This is a genomic window from Bradyrhizobium nivariense, from assembly GCF_029846695.2.
Lineage (GTDB): Bacteria > Pseudomonadota > Alphaproteobacteria > Rhizobiales > Xanthobacteraceae > Bradyrhizobium.
On the sequence record NZ_JARWCR020000015.1, the window covers coordinates 94,654 to 119,879 of the forward strand.

The window sequence follows — 25,226 nt, forward strand, 5'->3', positions numbered from 1 at the left end:
TCGTTACCAAACCGTTAAATTTTCGCGCCCCGAGCGGGTTCGCGGCGTGGAGTTCGGCCGGCGCTAGCGAATTATTAACCGCGCTTAAGGAAGGTCGTGTCATGGCCAGCCTGCAGACCGAGGTGGATTCCGGGGCACCCGGGAGCGCGATCTGGACGACGCGCAGCGTTGGCGTTGAGAGGATTGCCAGGACCGCGATCAGCTGCTCCATCACGGTCAACGTGGTCGCGTCGATGGGCATCTTCAACGCCGCGCTACTGCCGGCGGAGCTGAGCTTTCTGCAACAGGCCGTCGCGCTTTTGATGTGGGGCGTCCTGATCTACGCAAGTGCATTCGTGCGGCCGCGTCTGCGGTTACAGGTCAATCCCGATTTGGTGGCGCTGGTCGCATTCTACGGCTTCGCCGTCGTCTCGGTGTTCTGGTCCAGCCTGAGCGTCGCAGCGATCATGAAGAGCGCGGCGCTTGCGATGACGACGTTCGGCGCATTTTGCCTCGTCACGCGCGTCGACCTGGACGAAGTCGTGAGGGCGACGGCCAATGGGCTCTTCATATTGGTCGCCGCATCGGCTTTCTGTGCGGTTGCCGTACCCGACATCGGGATAGACCACAGCTGGATGCACAACGGTCAGTGGCAGGGCGTCTACGAATCGAAGCAGACTCTGGGCTTCGTCGGCGCGTATCTGATGTTCCTTGCCTGCTATCGAAAGATGACGGGGCAGGGGTGGCTGGCCTTCCTCGTTGTAGTCCTGCTGGCGTCAACATGCGTCCTCGCGTCGGAATCGCGCGGCGCCGGTGCTGTCGCTCTCGCTGCCTGCGCAATGCTCGTGACCTCGATGTGGTCGGTCGGCTGCATGAGGCTCTATGCGCTCCTGCCGTTCGTCATGTGCATTCTGGCCGGCCTTCTGATCCTGTATTTCTATGCGACGGGATACGACGCCATCCATATCGGCGACGCCAGTATCGATTTTACCGAACGGACCTTCATCTGGCACTACGCGATAAGCCATTTCGACGACGCGCCGCTGCTTGGTTTCGGCATCAACGGCTTCTGGACGATCCCGTCGATCTACGATTATTTCGAACAGAACCACGGCTGGGTCCTCGACAATTATCACAGCGGCTACATCACGATCTTGATGGAAACGGGATTTCTGGGGTACACGCTCTTTGCCGCGAGCGTCCTGCTGTTCTCGCACAAGATCCTCCATCTGATTTCCGCTCGCACGATCGACCGATCGCACTGTGCCCTCATCATCGGCTTTGTCGTCCTCAGCTTTCAGACCAATTTTACGGAGACGACATTCCTTCGCTCGACGATGTTCACATCGGTGCTCCTGGTGGGGCTTTTCTTCGCGACGTGCAGACCGGTGCGACCAACGGAATTCCAGTCTCGACAAATGGAAGCAGGATGACCGCCATGCGCGCCCGTTGGCCGAGAGGCTTCAATCTCGCAGCAACGGCATTTTTCCTTGCATCGCTGTTATCCCACGCCCATGGAGCCGAGCAGGCCGCCTCCCGCGACACGCCAAAACTGGGTCGCGGCATCAACATTCTCGGCTACGATGGAATCTGGGAAGGCGGCCAGAACGCGCCGTTTCGCCTGGACAATTTGACCGCGATCAAGAAGGCCGGATTCTCGCACGTCAGGATCAATTTCTTCGGCTTCAAGTTCATGGGCCCGGGGAACGTCCTGGACGAGATCGTCCTGAGGCGGCTTGACGCCGTCATCGAGGATGTTCTCGCGAGGAAACTCGTTCCCATCGTCGATGAGCACGATACCCACCTTTGTCAGCGCGACGTTTCCGAATGCGCCGAGAAGCTCAAGGCGTTCTGGCGGCAGATCGCCGAGCGCTATGCCGGCAAATATCCGGCGCTCGTCTTCGAGGTGTTGAACGAGCCCGGTGGAGAGATGACGTCCGCCAGCTGGAATTCGCTCCTCAATGAATGTCTCGGCATCATCCGCCGCACCAATCCCGAACGGCCGGTCATTGCCGCCGTTCTCAACACCGATGAGATCCCTGTCGACGAGCTGGTTCTGCCGGCCGACGACAGGCATCTCATCGTCACGTTTCATTATTACGCGCCGATACGGTTCACCCATCAGGGCGCGCCGTGGTCTCCAACGTTTTCGCGGATCGGGCCCCTGGATTGGGGCAGCCCGGACGACGAAGCGAAGGCGGCCGCCGATTTCAAGAAGATGAGCGTATGGGCGGAGAAAGAGAGACGCCCGGTCTATCTCGGCGAGTTCGGAGTGTACGAGCGGGCGCCATCCGAGGCTCGCCAGCGATATTTGTCGTTTGTGGCGAGAAGCGCCGACAGGCTGGGCTGGGCATGGGCCTACTGGCAGTTCGATCACGACTTCGCGGCCTTCGACAGCGCGCGTCAGGCCTGGAAGCCGGACATCCTCCGCGCCCTGATTCCGCCGTCGCGGTGAAGTCGGCGCCCCCGACTCCGTCGCGCTGGGACCCGTCGGGCAAAACACCCACCATCCCGTCAACCCCTCTCCGCAAAAATATTCCACTTTACCGAAATTCGGAAACGGCGTATGTGTCGCCCATCCCGGCTCGACCTTGAGGGGCGATCATATGTCGTCATTTTCGCGAGCCGGGCTTGCGGTGGACGCGGCAGCGTCGGGCGCGAGAGGCTAAGGGCAGGGCGGATTGCTCTCCGTGAGCCCGAGGCTTCGTGCGGACGGACGGCGCTGTCAGGTTCGTCTCGTCAGCATTCTTCCGGCAACGTCGACAACGCCGGGAGATAATGCGGTGAGCAAGCGAGCCGTGCGTACGGCAAAACCGTGTGGTCCTGGCCGTCGTTGCTACGGTCAAGCTCTTGCGGAGGCGGCATTCGTGTCAACCGGCGCGATGTCGGCGACTTCTGTGAGGGCGAGGGAGGCCAAAAGGAACTCGGCTCCCGGGAGAGCACGGCATAAGCCGTAAAGCCACTGCGCAGGGAAGGCCGAGTGATTTGGCTACACCTGTATGCTGCTGTGCGGTTTTTCTGCGTGTGCTTTTGCGCAGCGGACCGCGGGTGCCAGCCGGCACCCGGCCTTCCCTGCACCCTCTTGGATTTGAGGGTGGAGCGACGAAATAAAACTCGGGCGAATTGCGCCGCGAGAACGCGGCGGTGCGTCCGCTCACCTCAAAATTCTGCTTGGCCACCGATGTCTTGTCCCTAACGCTAGGGACAGACACGTAGCATTGATCCACTTAGGGTGGTCCACCGGTTGCTTGGGACCGCAGGAGGACGCGCGTATGTCGGACGACATCCTTCTGAGGAGCGACGGTGCCTCGTAGGGGAGCACTGCTCGCTCTGGCGCCCAATACAGCCGGCGGACGCATCAAAGCGGGCAAGGGGGAACAGAACATGAAGATCGGTTTCGCGCGAGCTTGGATGCTTGTGGCATGCGTCCTTTATGGAAATACGGCGAACGCGGAAATCAAAATTGGAATTGTGATTTCGGCAACCGGCCCGGGATCCGCGCTGGGGCAGCCGCAGCTCAGGACGGTTGCAGCTCTTCCGAAAGAGATCGGTGGAGAGAAGGTGACCTATATTGCCCTGGACGACGAGTCGGATTCGACCAAAGGGATCCAGAATGCACGGCGGCTCGTGATCCAGGACAAGGTTGACGTGCTGGTCGGCTCCTCTCTGACCCCGGTGACCATGCCGATGCTGGATGTCGCGCTCGAATCGAAGACGCCACTGCTGTCGCTCGCTGCCGCTACCGCGATAGTTCAACCGATGGATGAGAAGCGCGCCTGGGCCTTCAAGGTCGTTCCCAATGATGACCTCATGGCGGCCGCCATCCTCAAGCATATTGCGAAATCAGGCGTGAAGACGCTCGGCTATATCGGCGTTTCGGATGGGTACGGCGAAGGCTACTACAAGGAGGTAAGCCGCCTCGCGCCCGCTCTGGGGCTGACCGTAACCACACATGAGGTTTATGCGCGAGCCGACACGAGCGTCACCGGTCAGGCGCTGAAGGTGATGTCGACCAATCCCGATGCCGTCTTCATTGCCTCCGCAGGAACTCCGGCTGTCTTGCCGCAGCAGGCGCTTCGCGAGCGCGGATACGCTGGGAAGATATTTCAAACACACGGCGTGGCCAGTGAGGAGTTCATCAAGCTAGGGGGCGCGAACGTCGAAGGTGCCGTATTCGCAGGCGAGGCTTTTACCATTGCTGGCGATCTTCCCACAGGAGATCCGTTCCGTCGCTCGACGGAGGAGTTCGTGACCGCGTATGAGGCGGCGAACGGGCAGAAGCCCAACATGTTCGCGGCTCACCTCTGGGATGTCGTCGCGCTGATCGGAAAAGCTGCACCGGATGCGCTGAAAACGGCGAAGCCTGGCACGGCCGAATTTCGCGCGGCTCTGCGGGACGCACTCGAGCGCGGGCAGGACGTCTATCTCAACAATGGGCTGTCGAACATGAGCAAGGCCGACCACAACGGCTACGATGAACGTTCGGCCTTTCTGATCAAGGTCGAAGGCGGGAGGTTCCGCCTGGCAAGGTAGCGGCGCGCCAGTCGGCGTCCCTACCGATGCGTCATCGCGCAGAAGCTGGGACCGTCCGACAACGGACCGCGGAAGCACTGCACGAAGGCGCTCGTGCCGCCGCTTGCCTCAGACCCAGCCGCCATCGACGATGTAGTGCTGGGCCGTGCAGGCGGAGGCCTCGTCGGAAGCGAGGAAGACGGTGAACTTCGCGACCTCGTCAGGTCCAAGCTTGCGCTTCAGGCATTGCCGTTGCATCAGCTCGACCTCTCCCTGTGGCGTCATCCATTTCTCGAGCTGGCGCTCAGTCATGATCCATCCCGGCGCTATCGCGTTCACGCGGATATTGTAGGAGCCGTAATCGCGGGCCAGAGAGCGTGTGAGACCGATCACGCCTGATTTGCTGGCGGTGTAGGCGGCCATGCCGCCTTGTCCGGCGATCCACGACACCGAGCCGAAATTGATGATGGCGCCGGCGTTCGCCGCCTTCATGTCCGGCAACACGGCCTGCGCAGCAAAGAACTGGTGCTTCAGGTTCACCGCGATGCGGTTGTCCCAATATTCCGGCGTCATCTCCTCGGTCTTGTGCCGTTCGTCATGCGCGGCATTGTTGACGAGGATGTCAATCGCGCCGTGCATGTTGCGCGCCTCCGCGATGCCGGCGCGCAACGCGGCGATATCGGTCAAGTCGACACGCATGAAATGTGCGCGGAGACCTTGATCCGACAGCTCGCGTGCCAGGTGTTGGCCCTTTTCGGCCTTGATGTCGAAGAACACGACGTTGGATTTCTGCTGTGCAAGGCGCTGCACGATCGCAGCGCCAATTCCGGATGCGCCCCCGGTGACGAGAACGACCTTGCCGGCAAGATCGGAATAAACGGCAGCCATGGGTACCCTCGATTTGCATTACGGGCAGTGCGGCGCGCCGCCCGACTCACCGAATAACCTTTAGCGATTCCTCTCGTGAGGTGCATAGATCAGAATTTTAGTTGCGTACCTCAAAAATCGAAGGCAGGATTGCAGCCAAAGAATAAGAGCCGTTGGGAGGAATGTGATGAGACTGCTCGGGAAACTGGGACTCGCCGTTGTCGCATGCCTGCTTGGAGCGGACCTCGCCGCAGCCGAAACGACGGTAAAGTGGCTGCACATCGAGGCCAATCCGGCCCAGGTCAAAATCTGGGAGGAGGTCGCACGCGCCTATGAGGGGGCGCATCCGGGCGTCAAGGTCGAGATGCAGTTCCTCGAGAACGAGGCCTACAAGGCCAAGCTGCCGACCATCCTGCAGTCCAAGGACCGGCCGAACATCATCTACAGCTGGGCCGGCGGTGTCCTGAAGACGCAGATCGAGGCCGGCGTGCTCGACGACATCACTGATTCTGTGAAGGGCTACAGCGACAGTCTCACACCGGCGGCGCTCGCCGCCTTCACCAGCAACGGCCGTGTTTTTGGTCTGCCCACAGCGCTCTCGCAGGTCGGCTTCCTCTGCAACAAGGAGCTGATGGCCAAGGCGAAGGTCGACCCTGCCGGGATCAAGAGCTGGGACGATCTGCTTGCTGCCGTGAAGACGTTGAAATCTGCCGGCGTGACCCCGATCGTGGTCGGCGGCGCCGACAAATGGCCGCTGCACTTCTACTGGACGCATCTTGCGGTGCGCATCGGCGGCAAGGCGGCGTTCGATGCGGCGCTGCGCGGCGAGGACGGCGGCTTCGCCGGGCAGACCTTCCAGAAATCCGGCGAGCTGTTCAAGCAACTCGTCGATCTCCAGCCGTTCCAGAATGGCTTCCTCGGTTTCAAGAATCCGCAGGCCATCGGCTATTTCGGCGACGGCAAGGCGGCGATGACGCTCGCGATCAGCACAGTCTATCATCTGCAGCGCGCTCTCGCCGCTGACAAGGTCGGATTGAACGAAGACAAGATGTGCTGGTTCGACTTCCCGGTCGTGACCGGCGGCAAGGGCGCGCCGACCGATACGCTCGGCGGCATCACCGGTTGGTTGATTACAAAGGGCTCGCCGAAGGAGGCTGTCGATTTCCTGAAATACTTCGTCTCCAAGGAGGTGCAGACGCGGCTTGCCGCGGGCAACTTCATTATCCCGGTGGTGCAGGGCGCAGACGTCGGCCTCAACAACTCCTTCATGAAGCTGATCGCGGCCAATCTGGCGAAGTCGAACTACCACCAGAACTTCTATGACCAGAGCCTCGGCCCGTCGGTCGGCCGCGTCGTCAACGACGTCACCGCCGAGATCGCCGGCGGCAGCATGAGCCCGCAAGACGCCGCCAAGGCGATCCAGGCGGCCTGGAAGCAGGGTAACTGACGGTGGCGCGGCGGACCGCGAGCGTGTCGGCGATGGGCGTTGCCGGCGGGATGGTCCAGCAGGTCACGGTCCGTGGACCGAGTTGGGACGGCAGGCTCACGGTGCTCATCCTGTTCCTGCCGCCGGCGCTGCTATTGTTCACGTTGTTCGTTGTGCTGCCGATCGGCGAAGCAGCTTGGTACTCGGCCTTCAACTGGAACGGGTTCGGCAGGCCGAGCAACTGGATTGGCTTCGACAACTACCGCTTCGTTTTGGAGACGCGCGCCTTCTGGCTCGCGCTACGCAACAATGGGCTGATCATTGCTGTCTCGCTCGCCATCCAGCTGCCGCTTGCGCTCACGCTGGCCTTGATGCTCGCCGACCGCTTTCGTGGCGCGGTGGCGCTGCGCACGCTGTTCTTCATGCCCTATATCCTGGCCGAGATCGCGACCGGGCTGATCTTCAGCTTCGTCTATGACGGCGACTACGGCCTTGTCGCCTCGATCTGGCGCACCTTCGGCGCCGAGCCTCCGCATCTGCTGGCCTCGACCGACACGGCGATGCTGGCGGTGCTGATCGTGATCGTCTGGAAGTACTTTGGCTTCCACATGATGCTTTTCATCGCGGCGCTTCAGAGCCTCGACAAGAGCCTGATCGAGGCAGCCCGCATCGACGGCGCGACCCGGTCGCAAGCCCTGCGCCATGTCGTCATCCCCTTGCTCTATCCCACCATCCGGCTCTCCGTGTTTTTCGCCATTGTCGGCTCGCTGCAGCTGTTCGACCTCGTCATGCCGCTGACGCGCGGGGGGCCCGCGGACTCCTCGAACACGATGGTGAGCTTTCTCTACAACAATGGCATCTCGCGCATGCGGGTCGGCTATGGCAGCGCCATCGGTGTCATTCTGTTCGCGATCTGCGTGACCTTTGCGTTCACGTACAAGCGATGGTTCATGCGCGATGAGTAGCACCGAGACCAACCGCTCGCCGTTCGATGCCGCCGTGCTGTTCAAGGCGGTGTTCCTCGCCGTCGTTGCCGTGTTCGTGCTGGTGCCGCTGCTCGCGACCTTGCTCGGCGGCTTCAAATCGCTCGGCGAGCTGCGCGTCAATCCGTTCGGCCTGCCACGTCACTGGGAGTGGCAGAACTATGCCGACATCCTGTTCTCCGGGCGCTACTGGCAGCTCTTGCGCAACTCGCTGATCATCTCGACCCTCACGGTGGCCCTGACCCTGATCGTCGCCTCGATGGCGGCGTTCACCTTCGCTCATATCAAGTTCTACGGCAGCTCGATGCTGCTGAGCTACCTGACGCTCGGCCTGCTGTTTCCGGCCGCGACCGCGGTGCTGCCGCTCTTCATCAAGGTGCGCGATCTCGGCTTGCTCGATACCTATTTTGGCGTTGCACTGCCGCAGGTGGCTTTCAGTCTTGCGATGAGCGTGCTGCTGCTGCGGCGTTTTTTCAAGGACATCCCTTACGAACTGCTGGAGGCCGCGCTAGTCGACGGCTGCAGCTATGTCAAATTCTTCCGCTATGTGACGTTGCCCTTATCGCGGCCGATCCTGGCGACCGTCGGGACCATCACCTTCGTCAACAGCTGGAATGCCTATCTGTTGCCGCTGGTGATGCTCAATACCGACGCGCTCTATCCCTGGCCGCTCGGTATCATGGTTTATCAGGGCGAGTATTCGTCCGAGTGGCATCTAATCCTGGCCTTCATCACGCTTACCATCCTGCCGACGATCATTCTCTTCCTCCTGGCGCAGAAACACATCGTCGCAGGTCTCACCGCAGGCGCGGTCAAGGGATGAGCGATATCTCACGGAGATCACAATGAGAAAAGTCGGCGTCGGAATCATCGGCTGCGGCAATATCAGCACTGCCTATCTGAAGGCAGCCCAGCGCTTCCCGGTGATGGAAATCAAGGCGCTCGCCGATATGCGCAGCGATGTGGCGGAGCGGCAGGGCGCCGTCTTCGGGCTGCCGGCGATGCGGGTCGATCAATTGCTCAAGCGAGACGACGTCGAGATCGTCATCAACCTCACCGTGCCACTCGCCCACACCGACGTCAGCCTCGCGGTGCTGAACGCCGGCAAGCACGTTCATTCCGAGAAGCCGCTCGGCATCGACGTCACGGAAGCCCGCAAGGTGATCGATCTCGCCGCGCAGAAGAACCTTCGCGTCGGCTGCGCGCCCGATACGTTTCTCGGCGGTGGGCACCAGACCGCGCGCAAGCTGATCGACGATGGCGCGATAGGCACGCCTGTGGGAGGCAGCGCGTTCTTCGGCTGCCCCGGCCACGAGCGCTGGCATCCGGCGCCGGGTTTCTACTATTTGCGCGGCGGCGGGCCGATGCTTGACATGGGCCCGTACTACATCACCGATCTCGTGCAGCTGCTCGGCCCGGTCGCGAGCGTGATGGGCTCGACCGCGCGCCCGAAATCCGAGCGGCTGGTCACCAGCCAGCCGATGAACGGCACGCTGATCCCGGTCGAAGTTTCGACCCATGTCGCCGGCACGCTCGAATTCGAGAGCGGGGCGCTCGTCTCGATCGCGATGAGCTTTGATGTGCCGAAGCACCGGCACGCGCCGATCGAGATCTATGGCGACAAAGGCAGCATGCTGGTGCCGGATCCGAACCGCTTCGGCGGCGAGGTGCAGGTTGCGAAGACCGGCAGTGAATGGGAGCCGGTGCCGCTGACTCACGGTCATGTCGACGGTGAGTTCCGTTCCATCGGCGCCGCCGACATGGCCTCTGCGATCCTGAACGATCGGCCGCACCGCGCTAGCGGCGCGCTCGCTTTCCATGTGCTGGAGGTGATGGAGGCGTTCCAGACCTCCGCCGACGAAGGACGCCGCGTCAAGATCGAGAGCTGCGTCGAGCGGCCGGCGATGCTGCCGGCCGGGCGCGAAACCGGACAGATCGACTGAGGACAGAAACATGCGCAAGGCAATGATTGTATGGGGCGGCTGGCCGGGACATGATCCCGATCTCTGTGCCTCGATGATCCGCGGCTGGCTGAAGGCGGAAGGCTTCGAGGTGCGGACCGAAACCACGACGGCGGCGTTCGCCGATCCCGCAATTCATGATCTGTCGCTGATCATCCCCATCTACACCATGTCGAAGATCGAGAAGGCGGAGGCGCTCAATCTCTGCGCGGCAGTGCGTAGCGGCGTCGGGCTCGCCGGCCATCACGGCGGCATGGGCGACGCGTTCCGCGATTCCGTCGACTACCAGTTCCTGTGCGGCGGGCAGTGGGTTGCGCATCCCGGCAACATCATCGACTACAGGGTCGACTTGACGAAGCCGGATGACCCCATCATGAAGGGCCTGAAAAGTTTCGAGCATCGTTCCGAGCAATACTACATGCATGTCGACCCCGCCAACGAGGTGTTGGCGACGACGACTTTCACCGGCGAGCACGCGCCCTGGATCGACGGGGTGGTGATGCCTGTGGTCTGGAAGAAGCGATACGGCGCGGGCAGGGTGTTCTATTGCTCGCTCGGCCACCGCGCCTACGAGCTCGACGTACCGGAGATCCGAACGTTGATGACGCGCGGCATGCTGTGGGCAGCGCGCGAATGACGGCTGTTGCGACCCGGCCGGTGATTCGCGCCACGCTTGAAGACGTCGCGCGCGCGGCGGGTGTTTCGCTCGCCACCGCCGACCGCGTCGTCAACCGGCGCGAGGGCGTTCGTGCCAAGACCGTCGCGCGCGTCGAGGCCGCGGTGGCAAAACTCGGCTATCGTGCCGATGTCGCGGCCGCTCGGCTTGCCCGCGGGCAGACGTTCCGCTTTGCCTTCGTGCTGCCGACCGGTAGCAACAGCTTCATGACCAACCTGACCGAGCAGGTCCAGCGCACCGCGGACTGGCTCGCCGGCCAGCGTGGCTTCATTGATATCCTCCATGTCGACGTGTTCGATCCGGATGTACTCGCCGCCGCGCTGGAAAACCTGTCGCCCGCCTATCAGGGCGTCGCCGTCATCGCGCTAGATCATCCCAGGGTTCGCGCCGCGATCGACGAGCTCGCCACACGCGGGGTCGCAGTGGTGACCCTTGTGTCGGACGCGCCGAGCTCGCGCCGCCTGCACTATGTCGGCATCGACAATCCGGCCGCAGGCCGCACGGCTGCTACGCTGATGGGACGGTTTCTCACTGGCCGCGAGGGGACGGTCGTCGTGATCGCGGGATCATTGTCGCTGCGCGATCACACCGAGCGGCAATACGGCTTCCACCAGATCCTGTCCAGCGAGTATCCGAACCTGCTCGGGCTATCGGTGATCGAGGGCCGCGACGACAGCGAGCGCACGCGGGAGCTCACGGCTGCGCTGCTGGCACGTCACGCCGATCTCCGCGGCATATACTGCTGCGGTGCCGGAAACCGCGGCATTGCGGACGCGCTCGAGGCCTCGGGACGCGCGCGCGAGGTGGTCTGGATTGCCCATGAGCTGACCCAGCACACGCGGCGTTTCCTGGTCCGCGGCACGCTCGATGCCGTAATCAACCAGGACCCCGGCCACGAGGCACGGTCTGCGGCGCGAGTTCTGCTCGCGCATTGTTCGGGTGAACCCATCAGCCCCGACCAGGAGCGTATCCGTATCGACATTTTTCTGCGGGATAATCTACCGTAACGTCGAGTCGCCTGCGGAGTGCATCAGAAGCTCGCGCCCATTGCGGCCAGGCGTTGATGAGCTCTTTCGCGGGCAGCCTCGATGGGCTGTTGCGGTCCGATGGTTGGCCCGATCGGAATGAAGCGGACATTGTTGATACCGACAAAGCGCAAAATCTCGCGCAGGTAAGGCGTTGCCATGTCGATGCGCCCGCGGTTCATTCCGGTGGCGAAATCGCTGCCACTGGCGATGACGACGATGGTCGGCCGGTCCTTCAATAACGGGATGTATCCCAGGGACGGGTCAAACCGGAAGGTGAGCCCGGGCTGGACGATGACGTCGAACCATTGCTTGAGCTTATAGGGAATGCTGAAGTTCCACATCGGCGTCGAGATCAGCACCCGATCGGCGAGCGCCAAGCGGAGCGCCATACGCTCGGCCTCCGCAAAGCTGTCCCGTTGCGCGTCGTTGAAGGCTTGCGCCTTCATCCGTGCATATTTGGCCTCGACGATGGGGCCTGAAAATTCCGGCAGGCGCTCGCGCCAGAGATCCATAACGTCCACGTCCCAGTCGGGCCGGGCTCGGCTAAAACCGTCAAGGAAAACGCGCGCGCCGGCGCTCGACTCGGAGTCGCCGCGGGGCGAGCAGGACAGGTGCAGGAGCTTTGCCACCGTTCATCCCAGCGCTTTGATCACCGCATCGGCCTTGGTCACGACGGCGACGTTCTGCATGGCGAAGTTGATCGATGCAGTGTGCCAGTCGGCATTCATGGTCGAGCAGCAATCCTCGGGGACGATCATGAAGTAGCCCTTGTCGGCCCCGGTCCGCGCCGTGTGCTCGACCGACATGTTGGTCCAGGCGCCGGTGTTGATGATCATGTCGCGGCCGGTGGCTTTAAGGATGGTTTCGAGCCGCGTGCCCTCCCAGGCGCTCATTCGCACCTTCTCGACCACGAAATCGCCGGGTCGCGGCTCGAGGCCTGACACCGGTGCGGCCCCCCAGCTTCCGCGCACCATCGCCTTGCTGTCGACGAGACCCTCGAATAGCGGCGCATTCAGCGTCACGCCGGGCGCGCCCGGTTCGACCACGAACCAGACATGGATGATGGCGACGCCGCGCGCCCGCGCGGTCTCCGCGAGGCGGCGGACATTCTCGACGACGTGCTGCTGGCGGGCATGCCCCGGCGCGCCGGAATCGGCAAACGCGCCACCGTCCATGATGACGTCGTTCTGGAGATCCTGGATGATCATGGCACAGCGTCGCGGGTCGAGCTGCATCTCGCCGTCGGCGAGGACGGGTGCGGCGGATGCAGAGCCGCCGGCTGCAGTGCCGCTGCCTCGCTTGCCGCTCATATAGGGCTCGTGGCGCGGGCCGACCTTGGTGGGAATGGCGTAGACCGAGTGCGTCGATGTCAGGTAGAGCGTGCGGAAATCCGGGCCGCCCCAGGCGAGGTTGGCGACCAGTTCAGGCACGCGGAGCTTGCCGAGCAGCTCGCCGCCCGGCGAATAGACCCACACCCCGCCGGGCGCGGTGACCCAGACATTGCCGTGCTGGTCGCACTTCATGCCGTCGGGCAAGCCGGGCTCGAGCTCGGAGCGGATGCCGCTCGCGAACACCCGCGCGGTCGACAGGGAACCGTCGGGATTGACATCGAACACGCGGATCAGTGCCTGCACGGTGTCGTTGACATAGAGCAGCCTCTCGTCCGGCGAGAAGCACAGCCCGTTCGGCTGATCGAACAGATTGCGGTCCACCACGAGCTTCGGCTCGGCGCCGGGCACGACGCGATAGACGCCCTGGAAGCCGAGCTGCCTTGGCCGCTCGACGCCGTAGACCGGCATGCGCCCATACCAGGGATCGGAGAAATAGATCGCGCCGGAGGAGTGCACGCAGACGTCGTTGGGGCTGTTGAGCTCCTGTCCCCCAAAGTGCGAGGCCAGCACCTCGCGCCGCCCGTCCGGCCGCTCGCGGATCAACGAGGATGTCGCGTGCTCGCAAACGATCAAATTGAGCTCGGCGTCATAGGTCATGCCGTTGCATTTGTTCGACGGACGCTTGACCTCGGCGACGCCGCGCCGCGCATCCCAGCGCCGCCGAACGTCGCCCGGCATGTCCGAGAACAGCAGGTAATGATCGACCGGATGCCAGATCGGTCCCTCCGTGAAGTCAAAACCGGTGCCGAGCTGCGCGACTGGCGCGTAAGGATCGATCAGGGTCTCGAATTCGGAGCGCAAGGTGACGTGCGTCATCGGTCGATCCTCAAGAGCATGATCCGGCAAAGTGGAGCGGTTTTGCCGAAAAGATCATGCGCAGATAAAAGCCTCAAGCCGGAAACCAGTTGCGCTGGGGCAGGGACTGCACGATCGGTCCAGGGACGTGGTCGTGCAGCCGGCCGACGACGTTGCCGCCTTCGATCTTGGCGGGACGGTCGTGGACCGGCAGCAGATAGCGCGAATTGCTGAGCAGCTTTTTGATGGCGGCTTTCTCCGCGCGCTTGGTGGTACCGTGGTTGCCCGTGGTGCGCGGCTCCCAGTCGTGGATCTCGTTGAAGGGCGTCACGATCTGGTCGTTGAAATCATAGATGACGTCGCCGCAGATAGTGGCGATGCCGTCGGCGGTTTCGACGATGATGTTCATCGAGCCCTCCGTGTGCGCATTCGCGGCGTCGCAATAGACGCCGGGCATCAGCTCGATAGGACCCGTGATCTCGAGGTCGAGAAAGCGCAGCGCGCTTTTGGTGTGCAGACGGTCGATCAGATGCTTGATATCCGGCGCCGGATATTGCGGATGCATCAAGCCGGACACGGAATACTCAAGCTCGCGGCGGTTGACGACGACGGTCGTGTTCATCGGGAACAGATCGTCCTTGCCGGCGTGGTCGATGTGCAGATGGGTGTGGCAGACGAAGCGCACATCGCCCATGCGCACGCCGTGCCGTGCAAGCTGGTTTTCGATCATGTGCTCGTGATACTGCAGGCCGCGCATGCCCAGCGTCTCCATGATCTGGTTGGAGCGGTAGCCGGTGTCGACCACGACCGGGTAGGGGCCGCCGAGGATCAGGAAGCCGAGGGTGAGGACACGGCGCGTCCGGCCGCAATTGTGACCGAGAACCAGAAAGCTCGATTCCAGTTCGATATCGCCATAGTCGAGGATCTTGATCTCCAGCGGCATTCCGTCCCTCCCTGTGTCCGTTCTCGTTCGTTTCCGCTGCGCTCAGAGCCGATACACGCGCATGGCAGTGGTCCTGAAAATGGCTTCGCGCTGGTCATCGCGCAGCGGCGCGGCGGCGGCACGGAACGCATCGATCAGCTCGCGGTAGCTGGTCCACAACTTCTCGATTGGAAAATTCGAACCGAACAGGCAGCGTTCGGCGCCGAAAATCGCGATCGTGTCGGTCAGGACCGATGCGATATGCGCGGGGTCGTTGCGGTGGATGAAGGTTCCGAGCCCCGACAGTTTTGACACGACGTTCGGGCAGGCGGCGAGACGGGCCTTTCCGGCGCGCCACGCCGCGCGGGCTGAGGGTGAAAGGTCCTCCAGCATGCCGGCGTGCTGGAGGATAAAGGTCACCTTGGGGCAGGCTTCCACGAGGCGGGCGGCGTCCGGCATCTGCGGCGTGAACACCTGGAGGTCAAAACTCCAGCCGTAGTCCGCAAGGCGGCCGATGTTGCGCCGGATCACGGGATCGGTGCAGAGATCCGGCCGCGCGGCAAAGCGATAAAGCGGGTTCTCGTGCCAATGCAGTTGCATGCGGACGCCGCGTACGAGGGAATAGCGCTTCAGGCGGTCGAGTTGCGGACGCACGTCGTCCACTGAAAAATCGGCGTAAGCCACGATGGCATGCGGCCAGCCGTGCTCCTCGGCGGTCTGCTGCACCCAAGCGGCCTCGTCCCCGAAGCGGTCATTGGCCCAGTTGGTCTGGACATAGACCGAGCGGGTGACGCCGCTGCTTTTGAGGTCGCCGAGATATTCCTCGATCGGGTAATCGCGCCGGATCGGCTCGTACGGACCGAAGATGCGCGGCTGCATCGGACCGACCAGCCAGGGCAGGTCGGCCTGGCGCCAGATATGATGGTGCCCATCGACGATGTCGGTCACGCAACTCTCCTTTGTCCCAGCGCCAGCACATGCGCGATGATCGACGCGCTCGATCCACCATCGACGAGGTCGTCGACAAAGCGTTCGATCGCGACCAGCGCTTCGGTCTGCGGGCGAAAGCCGGGACCAGCCGCGAGCGGCGTCAGCCAGCTCACGCGCCACGCACGGCGCGATAGTTTCGCTACCGCATCGCGCAGCGCATCGGGTTCGCCGCGCTCCAGGCCGTCGGAAACGATGATCACGGCGGCGCCCCGCGCGTATCCGCCGAAGCGGGGCACGGCGAGAAAGGCCTGAAGCGCATCGCCGATTCGGGTGCCGCCGTCCCAGTCGCTGACCAGATAGGCCGCGGCGTTGAGCGCCTGCTCGCGCCGCCTGAGACGCAACGGGCGGGTGATGCGGGTCAGCCGCGTGCCGAAGGTAAAGACCTCGACGTTGGGCGCCGCCTGCACCAGCGTGTGCGCGAGCTTCATATTCTCTTCGGTGCGGGTCTTCATCGAGCCGGAGACGTCAATCAGGAGCAACACCTTGCGTGGGCGCTGCCGCCGCTTCAAACGTCCCAGCCGAAGGACTTCGCCGTCGCTGCGAACGGAGTCGCGCAGGGTGCGGCGCAAATCGGCGTAGGGCCCGCGGCGGGCCCGCATGCGGCGATGGCCGCGCCGCTTCGGCAGCCGCCTGGGCGCCTCACGGAACAGCCGGCGCAGCGCATCGGCGGTTGAGAGCTGCGCAAAGCGGCGCTCGACCAGGGCTTCCGCGCGCGCAGCCGCGAGACCGGACTCGTTGGCCTCGTCCGACAACAGCGGCTCGTCGTCTCCGCGGGCCTCCTCTTGCAGCCGAACAGTCTCGTCGTCCTCCCCCTCATCGACACGCTCGATTGCCTCGTTTCCGCGAAAGTGCAGATCGAACAGCCGGCCGAACGTTGCACGACACTCCGGCGGAGGCGCCAGGGTTGCGAGGGCTGCCTGCCGAATGTCTTCCAGGCTGCGGGGGCCGAGCAACTGGATCGCGGCCAGGAACGAGGTCGTCTGTTCCGGCGCGGCGGCAAACCTGTTCGTTCGCAACAGCCCCACGAAGGAGATGAAGACACGCGCAGCGCGCGGCAGTTCGGATTCGGCGCTCATGCAGAGGCCTGCGCCAGCAGGGCGTCGAGGCGCGGCGAAATGAAGTGCAGATCCTCCTCGTCTTTCAGCGCAACGCCGATCGAGCGCCTGAAGGCATCGGGCCAGCGTGCGCCGCCCTTGTGCAGCAGCGTGGCGGCCTCAGCCCAGTCGACGGCCTCGGCAATCCCGGGCGCCTTGCTTAGCGGCTCGCGTCGCAGCTTCTCGACGGCCGCGACGACGGCCCGCGCGGTCCCCTCGGCAACGCTGGAGGCGCGCATCATCACGATGCGTGCTTCGCGCTCGGCGGAGGGATAGTCGATCCAGTGATAGACGCACCGCCTCCGCAAGGCTTCATGAAGATCCCGCGTGCGGTTTGAGGTCAGTACCACGACCGGGCGCTCCGAGGCGCGCACCGTACCGCGCTCTGGGATCGAGATCTGGAAGTCGGACAGAAACTCGAGCAGGAAGGCTTCGAACTCCTGGTCGGCGCGATCGATTTCGTCGATCAGCAGCACAGTTGAGTCAGGCGCGCGCAGCGTCGCCAGCATCGGTCGCTCGATCAGAAATGCTTCGCCGTAGATATCGATGCTCTCATCGCCGGCCTGGCGGATTGCGAGCATCTGGCGCGGATAGTTCCATTCGTAGAGCGCGGCGGACGCGTCGATGCCTTCGTAGCATTGCAGGCGGATCAGGCGGCGGCCGAGTACAGCGGCAATGGCTTTGGCGGCCTCGGTCTTGCCGACGCCCGGCGCACCTTCGACCAGCAATGGCTTGCCGAGTGCCAGGCCGAGATAGGCCGCGGTCGCCAGCCCCTCGTCGGCGAGGTAATAGGCCGCCCGAAGCGCCTTCTCCAGTGCCTCGGGACTGTCGATGCCGACGATGTTGCTGCGGACGGCCATCGAGACCTCAGCGCCGTGCCTGAGGGCGCGCGCCGCCCTCGGCCTTGATCGCGCGCAGCACCTTCTCCGGCGTAATCGGCAAATCGTCGATGCGGACGCCTACGGCGTTGAAGATGGCGTTCGCAACGGCCGGCAATACGGGATTCGCGCACATTTCGCCGGGGCCCTTGGCGCCGAAGGGGCCATCGGGAGCGGGGCGTTCCAACACGGCGATGTCGTGCGGACAGATGTCGCCAGGACCAGGCATGACATATTCGACGAAGTCGCGAGGGCAGTGGATGGGGTCGGGATAATAGGGTTCGGGCGTCTCGTAGAGCGCGTGGCTGACGCCCATCCAGGCGCCGCCGACGAGCTGTTGCTCAACCAGGCGCGGATTGAGCGCGCGGCCGAGCTCATAGGCAGAGTCCATGCGGATCATCGTGACCTCGCCGGTCTCGTCGTCGACCTCGACCTCGGCGACAAGACAGGCATGGGCGTAGCAGGTCGCCGGCGACATCTCGCCGGTCTCGGGGTCGACGTTCGACAGCGGCACCAGGAAGATGCCACGGCCCGAGATGGTCTTGCCCTGTTTGAACTGCGCGGCGATGGCGACGTCCTTTGTGGAAATCGAGCGGTGCGGCGCGCCCTTGACGTGGATGTTGCCACGCCCGTCGGTTTCGAGATCGGCGGCATTGACCTCGAGCTCCTCGGCTGCGGCCTCCATCATCACGCCGCGCGCCTCGCGCGCCGCCGCCATCACGGCATTGCCGACGCGATGGGTGCCGCGCGAGGCGAACGAGCCCATGCAATGCGGGCCGGTGTCGGAATCGGCGGTGTCGACATAGACGTCCTCGACGGGCACGCCGAGCGTCTCTGCGCAGATCTGCCGCGTTACCGACTTCATGCCCTGGCCGAGATCAATCGAAGATAGCGCCACGGTGAATTTACCGCTTGGATTGGAATGAACCAGGGCCTGGCTGGGATCGCCGCCGAGGTTCATGCCGATGGGATAATTGACCGACGCGATGCCGCGTCCGCGATGTCGGGTCATCTCAACGCCTCCTGGTGCCGAACACGGATGAGAATCGACCCGCCCCATGCGAGGGCGACGCCGGTCGCGGTGACGGCGGCGAGGGCGGCGCGGGTGGTGGGGGCTCGCGCGGTGGTTCGTGCAACGCGGCCGTCGGTAGGCGATCATAGGTCGTGCGCTGCTGTGCGGGCGCGGTTGTCGCTGCGTAGGCGTCGGCAGGCGTCCGTGGGATAGCGGCACGGCTGCCGCCACCGTCCTTGCGGGAGGAGGCGCGCTTGAACTCGTCGCGGATCGGCCATTTGGCTTTCTCGGCGGCGATCTGGACGCACTCGATCAGCGCCGTGTTCTTGGCCTCGCGCCGGTGCGCCTTCATGTCGCCGTCGCGATAGGCATTGAGGATGCGGAACTCCATCGGATCCATGCCGACGAGGTTCGCGAGCTTGTCCATCTGGCACTCGATCGCAAAATCCATTGCGGTGACGCCGAAGCCGCGCATCGCGGTCGCCGGCGTGCGGTTGGTGAAGACGCAGTAGACGTCACCATAGACGTTCGGGATGGTGTAGGGCCCTGGCAGGTGGGCTGCGCATTTCACCGCGGCATAGCTCGAGAGCCGCGTATATGCGCCGCTGTCGAAATAGGCGCGGACCTTTCGCGCGACGACTCGGCCGTCGCGCATCACGCCATCCTTGATGTAGATGCGCTCGGCGCCACGCGGCGGGCCGTATTGCATCTCTTCTTCGCGTCCGAACACGTAGCGCACGGGACGTCCCGTCAGCATCGCACCGAGGATGCATAAAGGTTCGGTCAGCGTATCGACCTTGCCGCCAAAGCCCCCGCCGACGGTGCCGCCGATGAAGTGGAAAGTGTTGGAGGGGACGTCGAGGATCTTGGCGCAGGTGTCGACCGAGAAGAACAGTGCCTGCGTCGACGTATAGACGACATAGCGCCCGTTGGTGTCGGGCGCCGCGATCGATCCGTTGGTTTCGGTCGGCGCGTGCTCGATAGGCGACATCTGGTAGCGCTGTTCGAGCACGTGATCGGCGGTCGCGAGTGCGGCATCGGCGTCGCCGAAGCGGAGCTTCTGGTGGTCATAGACGTCGTGATAAATGAAGGCATTCTTCGGATAAGTATCGTTGACGACTGGTGCGCCGGCCTTCAGCGCATCTTCAACGTCGAACACGGCTGGCAGCGGTTCATAGTCGATCCGCACCTTCGCGATCGCCTCGAAGGCCTCGCGCTCGCTGTCGGCGACGATGGCCAGGATCGGTTCACCCTTGTAGCGGACCTTGTCGACGGCCAGCGACGGCTCGTCGTCCTTACCGAAATTGATCAGGCTCAAAAGCGTATTAAGGTTGCGGGGCACGTCGGAGCCGCGGATGATCCGGCGCACGCCGGCTGAGCGCTCGGCGTCCGCGGTGTCGATCCGCCGGATCCTTGCATGCGAATGGGTCGAGCGGACGACTTTCAGGTGCAGCATGCCCTGGAGCTTGTGGTCGTTGAAATAGCTCGATGTGCCCGTGACATGGCCGAGCATGTCCTGGCGCTGTGTGCCCTTGCCGATCTCCTTGAGATTGTCGTCGCGCTCGTCGGCGAAAATGTCTTTGCGTAGTTCCAGCATGATCTGGTCCTTCAGGCGCTGGCCCGGCCGCCGGAGGCGGCGAGGATTGCGTTGATGATCGGCTCGTAGCCGGTGCAGCGGCAGATGTTGCCGGAGATCGCCTCGACGACTTCGGCGCGGCTCGGGGAGGGATTGCGGTCGAGCAGTGCCTTGGCAGCCATCAGCATGCCCGGCGTGCAATAGCCGCACTGGGCGGCAAAATTCTCGGCGAAAGCGCGTTGCAGCGGATGCAGGTTGGGTCCCTGCTTCAGGCTATCCAGCGTCTCGACGGAACGGCCGGCGACGGTCTCGGCCAGCGTCAGACAGGAGAGATGGAGCTCGCCGTCGATCAGGACACTACACGTGCCGCAGCCCCCCTGTCCGCAGCCGAACTTCGGCGTCATGTCGCCGATCAATTCGCGAAGCGCAACGAGCAGGTTGGTGCCGCCATCAACGAAAATGGCGACATCGCTGCCGTTGTGACGAAATTGCAGGGCAGTCTTGGCCATACGATCTATTCCTGACCCAAGAGAAGACGACGCAGATGTACCCCGACGATCTCGCGGCGGTACCAGGCGCTGCCGAGCGCGTTGTCGGACGGCGATGTTCCTTCCGCGGCTGCAGAGGCTGCGGCCGCAACGGTCGCGGCATCGAGCGAGCGGCCTTCCAAAGCGCGTTCGGCCGCCCGCGCACGAATTTGCGTCGGCGCCATCGATCCCAACGCAATTCGCGCCCCGGCGATCCGTCCGCCACTGATAGGCAGGTGTGCGGCGAGCGTGATGACCGAGCCGCCCTTGGGCTTGATCCGTGCGATCTTGCGGTAGCGGAAAGCCTCCGCGCTTGTCGGTCGCGTGCACGACACCGACATCACGAGCGTGCCCGCCTGCCTCTCGCGCGACTGCAAGAACTCCTCAATTGGAATGTCGCGCGATCCAAAGCCGCCTTGCAGGGCCACCGTGGCGTCGAGCGCAAGCAGGGCGACAGTGAAATCGCCATAGGGATTGGGTGCGAACAGATTGCCACCCACCGTACCCATGTTGCGCACCGCCGGGCCACCAATCGAGCGGGCAGGAGCGTGCAGGAAAGCGAGGTCGCGCTCGCCTAGAATCCTGGCGAAAGTCACGCCAGCACCCAGTGTGATCCGCGGGCCGGATGGGTCGATGCGCGTCAAGGCATGGTCATTGGCGCGCACGACGGTCGAGATCGAGATGTCGCCTTCGTTCAGTGCGCGCATCACGAGCGTGCCGCCGCCGAGATAGCGCGCGTTGCGATCGGACGACAGCGCGGCAGCGGCCTCGCTCGAGCTCGTGAAGGTCTTCACCGTCACAGTCATGTTGACACGGCCTCCTTGAGATGCCGACGGATCGCTTCGAATCCCGCTTGGTAGATGTCTTCCGAGACCATGTGGGTGATGCGGTCCTTGTCCTCCGGCCGCGTCGAGAAGCGGGATTCCCAGTGCCAGAAGGTACGGTCGCCGTCGGTCACGGGCAGCAGACGGACGTGGGCTACGTAGTTGAACATCGGAACCGGCGTATCGAGCAGGCAATAGCTGAAGGTCTGCTCCAGATCCGACAGCGTCAGCAATTGCTCGCGCAGCTCCGAGCCGTCCTGCAGCTTGAAGCGCCTGACACAGCCGATCTTGTCTGAGGGCTGCGCGCGCTCGATCGTGGAGGCCGCGACCGCCGGATGCCAGCGATCATGCCCGTTGAAATCGCGCAGCACGGCCCATACGGAGCCGGTCGGCGCATCCAGGATCGTGCTCTTGACGACATGCGGCACGGCGCTCACCCTCCGAACTGGCGCTTGAGGGCGTCGAAGCCGCCCTGGAACACGCCGCCGCCGATATTGCCGACCAGCTCCGTCTCGCGTTCGGGGGCGCAGTCGAACTCGGCGGTCCACTCCATGAAGGTCTGGTCGCCATCCGTGACCGGCGTCAGCCGCAGCGTCGCGACGTAGTTCTCGACCCCCATCGGGGATTCGAGGATCGAGTAGGTGCAGAACATGTCGTAATCGGACAGGCCGAGCAGCTTTTCCCGGATACGATCGCCGTTGCGCAGACGAAAATCCCTGACGCAGCCGATCTTGTCGGAGGGTTCGCCGCCCTCGATGCGGCTTTCCGCAATCGCGGGATGCCAGTTCGGCAGACCGTTGAAATCGCGCACCCGCGCCCAGACGCGGTCGTTGCGCGCGTTGACGACGGTTGAGACGTAGACGCGGGCCATGGTGCGACCTCAGCCCTTCTTCCGGGGGCTGCGCTCGGCGGGCGGCTCGCCGTCGGCTGAAGGCGAGGGCGCAGCGGCCGGCTTCTCGCCACCGCCGCCGCCCTTGCGCGCGGAGTCCTTGATGCCCTGCATGTCGCGAGCTTCCCGGATCAGGCCTGGCATCTTGGCGAGGCTGCCGCCTTCGACGCCGATGTCCGCCAGAAGCGAATCGATCAGCGGCGCCTGGACGCGGTAACGCAGCGCCGAGTCGATCACCTCGTCGGTGGCGCTGCGGCCGCCGTTGCCGCCATGGCCGTTGCCGTTGAGGCCGTCGACCTGGAGGATGCGGATGCCCTCGATCTTCTCCATCGGCTTGACGCTCTCGCGCACGATGCCCTCGATGCGGTCGAGGAGCTTTCTACGGAACAGCGAGTAGCGCGCCTGGTCGGTCAGCACGTTCTCGGCCTCGTTGAGCATGCGCTGCGCCTCGGCCTCGACCGCGGCGCGGATCCGCTCGGCTTCCGCGGCAATTCGCGTTTCCTCGGCCTGCTTCTCGGCGATCAGGATCTCCACGGTCTTCCGGCGCTTCGCGATCTCGCTCTCGCGCGCGGTGATGACGCGCTCGGTGGCTTCGGTGGCATGCACCCGCGCTTCCTCGGCCGAGGCTTTGGCCGCGGATTCCTCCAACGACTTCAGGTGAATGGCAATCGCTTTCTCCATCAGAACGGTCTCGACCTCCCTCTCGCGATTGATTTCAAGCTTGCGCAGTTCGCGTTCGCGGCCGATACGGGCCTCGTCCAGGCCGCGATCGGAGGCAATGCGAGAGCGCTCGACCTCTTCGCGCGCGGCAATCTCGGCTTCCTGGAGCGACTGGACGCGGGCGACTTCGAGTTGTTCGATCGAACGGCGGCGTTCGATCCGAGCCGCCTCCAGCGCTTGCTCGCGCGAGACGTCCGTGGTCTCGATCTCCTTGCGCGCGACGATCTCGGCCTGCCTGACCTGGCGGTCGGCGTCGATGCGCTCGGACCTCTTGGTCGAGAGCGCAATGACGCGGTCCTCATCCGCGATCTCGATCGCCTTCTTGTGCTCGATATTGAGTACCTCGCGCTTCCTGGAGGACGTGATCCGCTCGGCTTCGAGCGCGAGATCGACGCCGATGCGCTGGCGCTCGATGGCGTCGCGCCGCTTCAACTCGGCGGCCTCGAGCACGGCTGTGCGCTCGATCTCGAGTGCGCGCGTGTCACGCTCGGCCTGGATACGCTCGGCTGCAACGGACTTCTCCTGCGCGATCCGCGCGGCCTCGATGGCTTCGCGTGAGGCAATGTCGGCTTCCTCGACGGCGCGGTTGCGGGCGATTTCCAGGGAGCGAACGCGTTCTTCCTGGGCGATGCGGGCGGCTTCCGTGGCTTCGCGCGCCGTGACCTCTGCGACTTCCAGCGTCTGGTTGCGTCCGATCTCCAACTGCCGGGTATTCTGCTCGGCCGCGATGCGCTCGGCGGCGAGCCTGTGCTCGCGGGCGATGCGCGCCGTCTCGACCGCGCGCTGCGCCTCGATCTCGGCTTCCTGGATGTTACGCACCTGCTGGATCTCCAGCGCGCGGGTGCGCTCATCAGATGCGATGCGCTCGACATTGACAATCATGGTCTGGGCGATGCGGGCCTTTTCGGTCGCCTCGCGGGCGGCGATCTCGGCTTCGTCTACGGCGCGGGTCCGCTCGATCTCGCGGCGCCGGGTCTCCTCTTCGTTGGCGATGCGGGCGTCGGTCACCACGCGATCCTGCTGGATACGCGCTTTCTCGATCGCCTCGCGGGCGGCGATCTCGGCTTCCTCGATGGTCCGCATCCGCTCGATTTCGCGCTGGCGCACCTCGCGCTCAGAGGCGATGCGGCTGGTATCGATCGAGCGCTGGTTGGCGATCCGGGTCTTCTCGATTTCCTCCCGTGCGAGCAGCTCCTTCTCCTCGATGGTGCGGGTGCGCTCGATCTCCCGCTGGCGGGTCTCACGCTCCGAGGCGATGCGGGCTTCGGCGATCGCCTGGTCGTTGGCGATGCGCGCCTTCTCGATGGTTTCACGGGCGGAAATCTGCGCCTGCTCGGATTCGGTCTCGCGCAGCGCCCGCTCACGCGCGACCTCGGTGCGTTGCAGGGCGCGGCGCATCTCGATGTCACGCTCCTGTTCGAGGCGGGCCGTCTCGCTCTCGCGCTCGATCTCGAGGGCCTGCCGTTCGGCCTCCAGGTTGCGGGAGCGGATCTTGATCATCGAATCCTGCTCGATGTCGTTGCGCAGCTTGCGCTTGGCCTCGATGTCCTCCATCAGGCGGGTTAGACCTTCGGCGTCGAAGCGGTTCGAGGGATTGAAGAATTCGAGATCGGTCTGGTCGAGATCGGTGATGGCGACTGATTCCAGCTCCAGTCCGTTCTGGGCGAGAGCCTCTGCCGCGTTCGCCTTGAGGCGGGCGACGTACTCACCGCGTTGCTCGTGCATCTGCTCTAGGGTCATCTCCGAGGCAACCGAACGAATGGCTGAGATGAATTTGCCGGCGAGGAGGGCGTGGAGCTGTTCGGGCTCCATGGTGCGGCGGCCGAGCGTGGCGGCCGCGATAGACACGGCTTCGCGGGTCGCCTGGACCCGGACATAGAAATCGGCCTCGATGTCGACGCGCATGCGGTCTCGGGTGATCACGGCGTCCTGCCGCGAGCGCACGATGCCCATCGGCTGCACGTTCATGTTGACCGGCGTGTAGTCGTGGATGAACGGCAGCACGAAGGCGCCGCCGTTGATCACAACGCGCTCGCCGAGCAGGCCGGTCCGAACGAATGAGGTCTCCTTGGACGAGCGGTGATAGAGCCAGTTCACGATGTAGACGCCGACCACGATCACCACGACGGCGACGATGAGCCAGAGGATCAATTCACCGACCAGAGTCCCTGACATG

23 protein-coding genes are annotated in these 25,226 nt (G+C 63.9%); 9 read left to right on the plus strand and 14 right to left on the minus strand.

The window, feature by feature from the left end:
• Positions 1-101 precede the first annotated feature (101 nt).
• The 3 genes from QCM77_RS14960 to QCM77_RS14970 all read left to right on the plus strand — a co-directional run bounded on the left by QCM77_RS14960 (position 102) and on the right by QCM77_RS14970 (position 4,512).
• Positions 102-1,412, plus strand: coding sequence for an O-antigen ligase family protein (locus QCM77_RS14960; protein ID WP_279684113.1), 1,311 nt, complete (start codon positions 102-104; stop codon positions 1,410-1,412).
• Complete coding sequence (locus QCM77_RS14965; protein ID WP_279684075.1) at positions 1,409-2,434, plus strand: glycoside hydrolase family 5 protein; 1,026 nt, start codon at positions 1,409-1,411, stop codon at positions 2,432-2,434. The genes QCM77_RS14960 and QCM77_RS14965 overlap by 4 nt, the downstream gene beginning before the upstream one ends.
• A gap of 929 nt (positions 2,435-3,363) precedes the next feature.
• Entirely contained in the window at positions 3,364-4,512 is a 1,149-nt protein-coding gene (locus QCM77_RS14970) for an ABC transporter substrate-binding protein (RefSeq protein ID WP_279684076.1), read from the plus strand.
• A 108-nt stretch (positions 4,513-4,620) separates the two neighbouring features.
• Here QCM77_RS14970 and QCM77_RS14975 read toward each other — a convergent pair whose 3' ends face one another.
• A complete protein-coding gene (locus tag QCM77_RS14975; RefSeq protein WP_279684077.1) occupies positions 4,621-5,379 on the minus strand; it encodes an SDR family NAD(P)-dependent oxidoreductase in 759 nt (252 codons plus the stop codon).
• A 166-nt stretch (positions 5,380-5,545) separates the two neighbouring features.
• Between QCM77_RS14975 and QCM77_RS14980 the strand changes: the two genes are divergently transcribed.
• The 6 genes from QCM77_RS14980 to QCM77_RS15005 are packed head-to-tail and all read left to right on the plus strand — an operon-like array spanning position 5,546 to position 11,411.
• Positions 5,546-6,805, plus strand: a complete 1,260-nt coding sequence (locus QCM77_RS14980) for an extracellular solute-binding protein (protein WP_279684078.1) — start codon at positions 5,546-5,548, stop codon at positions 6,803-6,805.
• Positions 6,806-6,807: 2 nt separating this feature from the next.
• Positions 6,808-7,749 (plus strand): carbohydrate ABC transporter permease, encoded by a 942-nt coding sequence (locus QCM77_RS14985; RefSeq protein WP_279659810.1) that lies wholly within the window; start codon positions 6,808-6,810, stop codon positions 7,747-7,749.
• Entirely contained in the window at positions 7,742-8,590 is an 849-nt protein-coding gene (locus QCM77_RS14990; protein WP_279659809.1) for a carbohydrate ABC transporter permease, read from the plus strand. The genes QCM77_RS14985 and QCM77_RS14990 overlap by 8 nt, the downstream gene beginning before the upstream one ends.
• Before the next feature lie 22 nt (positions 8,591-8,612).
• Positions 8,613-9,710 (plus strand): Gfo/Idh/MocA family protein, encoded by a 1,098-nt coding sequence (locus QCM77_RS14995; RefSeq protein ID WP_279684079.1) that lies wholly within the window; start codon positions 8,613-8,615, stop codon positions 9,708-9,710.
• 10 nt (positions 9,711-9,720) lie between these two features.
• Complete coding sequence (locus tag QCM77_RS15000) at positions 9,721-10,365, plus strand: ThuA domain-containing protein (protein WP_279684080.1); 645 nt, start codon at positions 9,721-9,723, stop codon at positions 10,363-10,365.
• On the plus strand, positions 10,362-11,411 hold the full coding sequence (locus QCM77_RS15005) for a LacI family DNA-binding transcriptional regulator (protein WP_279684081.1): 1,050 nt from the start codon (positions 10,362-10,364) through the stop codon (positions 11,409-11,411). The genes QCM77_RS15000 and QCM77_RS15005 overlap by 4 nt, the downstream gene beginning before the upstream one ends.
• A gap of 23 nt (positions 11,412-11,434) precedes the next feature.
• On the opposite strand, the gene QCM77_RS15010 is transcribed toward QCM77_RS15005, so the two are convergent.
• The 13 genes from QCM77_RS15010 to QCM77_RS15070 all read right to left on the minus strand — a co-directional run bounded on the left by QCM77_RS15010 (position 11,435) and on the right by QCM77_RS15070 (position 25,225).
• Complete coding sequence (locus QCM77_RS15010) at positions 11,435-12,061, minus strand: FMN-dependent NADH-azoreductase (RefSeq protein WP_279659805.1); 627 nt, start codon at positions 12,059-12,061, stop codon at positions 11,435-11,437.
• Between the two features lie 3 nt (positions 12,062-12,064).
• Positions 12,065-13,639 (minus strand): isochorismatase family protein, encoded by a 1,575-nt coding sequence (locus QCM77_RS15015; protein WP_279659804.1) that lies wholly within the window; start codon positions 13,637-13,639, stop codon positions 12,065-12,067.
• A gap of 73 nt (positions 13,640-13,712) precedes the next feature.
• Positions 13,713-14,561 (minus strand): MBL fold metallo-hydrolase, encoded by an 849-nt coding sequence (locus QCM77_RS15020; protein ID WP_279659803.1) that lies wholly within the window; start codon positions 14,559-14,561, stop codon positions 13,713-13,715.
• A 42-nt stretch (positions 14,562-14,603) separates the two neighbouring features.
• A complete protein-coding gene (locus QCM77_RS15025; protein WP_279684082.1) occupies positions 14,604-15,488 on the minus strand; it encodes an amidohydrolase family protein in 885 nt (294 codons plus the stop codon).
• Positions 15,485-16,606 carry a vWA domain-containing protein gene (locus tag QCM77_RS15030; protein WP_279684083.1) on the minus strand — a complete coding sequence of 374 codons (1,122 nt, stop codon included), beginning with the start codon at positions 16,604-16,606 and terminating at the stop codon, positions 15,485-15,487. The genes QCM77_RS15025 and QCM77_RS15030 overlap by 4 nt, the downstream gene beginning before the upstream one ends.
• The gene (locus QCM77_RS15035) at positions 16,603-17,484 is read right to left on the minus strand and encodes an AAA family ATPase (RefSeq protein ID WP_279684084.1); all 882 of its coding nucleotides are present in this window, start codon (positions 17,482-17,484) and stop codon (positions 16,603-16,605) included. The genes QCM77_RS15030 and QCM77_RS15035 overlap by 4 nt, the downstream gene beginning before the upstream one ends.
• 7 nt (positions 17,485-17,491) lie before the next feature.
• A complete protein-coding gene (locus QCM77_RS15040; RefSeq protein ID WP_279684085.1) occupies positions 17,492-18,514 on the minus strand; it encodes a xanthine dehydrogenase family protein molybdopterin-binding subunit in 1,023 nt (340 codons plus the stop codon).
• Position 18,515: 1 nt separating this feature from the next.
• The gene (locus QCM77_RS15045) at positions 18,516-20,111 is read right to left on the minus strand and encodes a xanthine dehydrogenase family protein molybdopterin-binding subunit (RefSeq protein WP_279684086.1); all 1,596 of its coding nucleotides are present in this window, start codon (positions 20,109-20,111) and stop codon (positions 18,516-18,518) included.
• 11 nt (positions 20,112-20,122) lie between these two features.
• On the minus strand, positions 20,123-20,599 hold the full coding sequence (locus QCM77_RS15050) for a (2Fe-2S)-binding protein (protein ID WP_279659798.1): 477 nt from the start codon (positions 20,597-20,599) through the stop codon (positions 20,123-20,125).
• A gap of 5 nt (positions 20,600-20,604) precedes the next feature.
• The gene (locus tag QCM77_RS15055) at positions 20,605-21,423 is read right to left on the minus strand and encodes an FAD binding domain-containing protein (RefSeq protein ID WP_279659797.1); all 819 of its coding nucleotides are present in this window, start codon (positions 21,421-21,423) and stop codon (positions 20,605-20,607) included.
• Positions 21,420-21,869 (minus strand): SRPBCC family protein, encoded by a 450-nt coding sequence (locus tag QCM77_RS15060; protein WP_279684087.1) that lies wholly within the window; start codon positions 21,867-21,869, stop codon positions 21,420-21,422. Before QCM77_RS15060 ends, QCM77_RS15055 begins: the two co-directional genes overlap by 4 nt.
• Positions 21,870-21,874: 5 nt before the next feature.
• The gene (locus QCM77_RS15065; protein WP_279659795.1) at positions 21,875-22,312 is read right to left on the minus strand and encodes an SRPBCC family protein; all 438 of its coding nucleotides are present in this window, start codon (positions 22,310-22,312) and stop codon (positions 21,875-21,877) included.
• 9 nt (positions 22,313-22,321) lie between these two features.
• Positions 22,322-25,225, minus strand: coding sequence for a flotillin family protein (locus QCM77_RS15070; RefSeq protein WP_279684088.1), 2,904 nt, complete (start codon positions 25,223-25,225; stop codon positions 22,322-22,324).
• Position 25,226 lies beyond the last annotated feature (1 nt).

What these genes read in the sequence shown, in the direction of transcription:
- QCM77_RS15055 (WP_279659797.1), bottom strand. Translation starts at nt 21,423, where the DNA reads ATGACTGTGACGGTGAAGACCTTCACGAGCTCGAGCGAGGCCGCTGCC.
- QCM77_RS15015 (WP_279659804.1), bottom strand. Translation starts at nt 13,639, where the DNA reads ATGACGCACGTCACCTTGCGCTCCGAATTCGAGACCCTGATCGATCCT.
- QCM77_RS15005 (WP_279684081.1), top strand. Translation starts at nt 10,362, where the DNA reads ATGACGGCTGTTGCGACCCGGCCGGTGATTCGCGCCACGCTTGAAGAC.
- QCM77_RS15030 (WP_279684083.1), bottom strand. Translation starts at nt 16,606, where the DNA reads ATGAGCGCCGAATCCGAACTGCCGCGCGCTGCGCGTGTCTTCATCTCC.
- QCM77_RS15045 (WP_279684086.1), bottom strand. Translation starts at nt 20,111, where the DNA reads ATGCTGGAACTACGCAAAGACATTTTCGCCGACGAGCGCGACGACAAT.
- QCM77_RS14965 (WP_279684075.1), top strand. Translation starts at nt 1,409, where the DNA reads ATGACCGCCATGCGCGCCCGTTGGCCGAGAGGCTTCAATCTCGCAGCA.
- QCM77_RS14975 (WP_279684077.1), bottom strand. Translation starts at nt 5,379, where the DNA reads ATGGCTGCCGTTTATTCCGATCTTGCCGGCAAGGTCGTTCTCGTCACC.
- QCM77_RS14990 (WP_279659809.1), top strand. Translation starts at nt 7,742, where the DNA reads ATGAGTAGCACCGAGACCAACCGCTCGCCGTTCGATGCCGCCGTGCTG.
- QCM77_RS15065 (WP_279659795.1), bottom strand. Translation starts at nt 22,312, where the DNA reads ATGGCCCGCGTCTACGTCTCAACCGTCGTCAACGCGCGCAACGACCGC.
- QCM77_RS15000 (WP_279684080.1), top strand. Translation starts at nt 9,721, where the DNA reads ATGCGCAAGGCAATGATTGTATGGGGCGGCTGGCCGGGACATGATCCC.
- QCM77_RS15050 (WP_279659798.1), bottom strand. Translation starts at nt 20,599, where the DNA reads ATGGCCAAGACTGCCCTGCAATTTCGTCACAACGGCAGCGATGTCGCC.
- QCM77_RS15035 (WP_279684084.1), bottom strand. Translation starts at nt 17,484, where the DNA reads ATGGCCGTCCGCAGCAACATCGTCGGCATCGACAGTCCCGAGGCACTG.
- QCM77_RS14995 (WP_279684079.1), top strand. Translation starts at nt 8,613, where the DNA reads ATGAGAAAAGTCGGCGTCGGAATCATCGGCTGCGGCAATATCAGCACT.
- QCM77_RS14960 (WP_279684113.1), top strand. Translation starts at nt 102, where the DNA reads ATGGCCAGCCTGCAGACCGAGGTGGATTCCGGGGCACCCGGGAGCGCG.
- QCM77_RS15070 (WP_279684088.1), bottom strand. Translation starts at nt 25,225, where the DNA reads ATGTCAGGGACTCTGGTCGGTGAATTGATCCTCTGGCTCATCGTCGCC.
- QCM77_RS14980 (WP_279684078.1), top strand. Translation starts at nt 5,546, where the DNA reads ATGAGACTGCTCGGGAAACTGGGACTCGCCGTTGTCGCATGCCTGCTT.
- QCM77_RS15040 (WP_279684085.1), bottom strand. Translation starts at nt 18,514, where the DNA reads ATGACCCGACATCGCGGACGCGGCATCGCGTCGGTCAATTATCCCATC.
- QCM77_RS14970 (WP_279684076.1), top strand. Translation starts at nt 3,364, where the DNA reads ATGAAGATCGGTTTCGCGCGAGCTTGGATGCTTGTGGCATGCGTCCTT.
- QCM77_RS15020 (WP_279659803.1), bottom strand. Translation starts at nt 14,561, where the DNA reads ATGCCGCTGGAGATCAAGATCCTCGACTATGGCGATATCGAACTGGAA.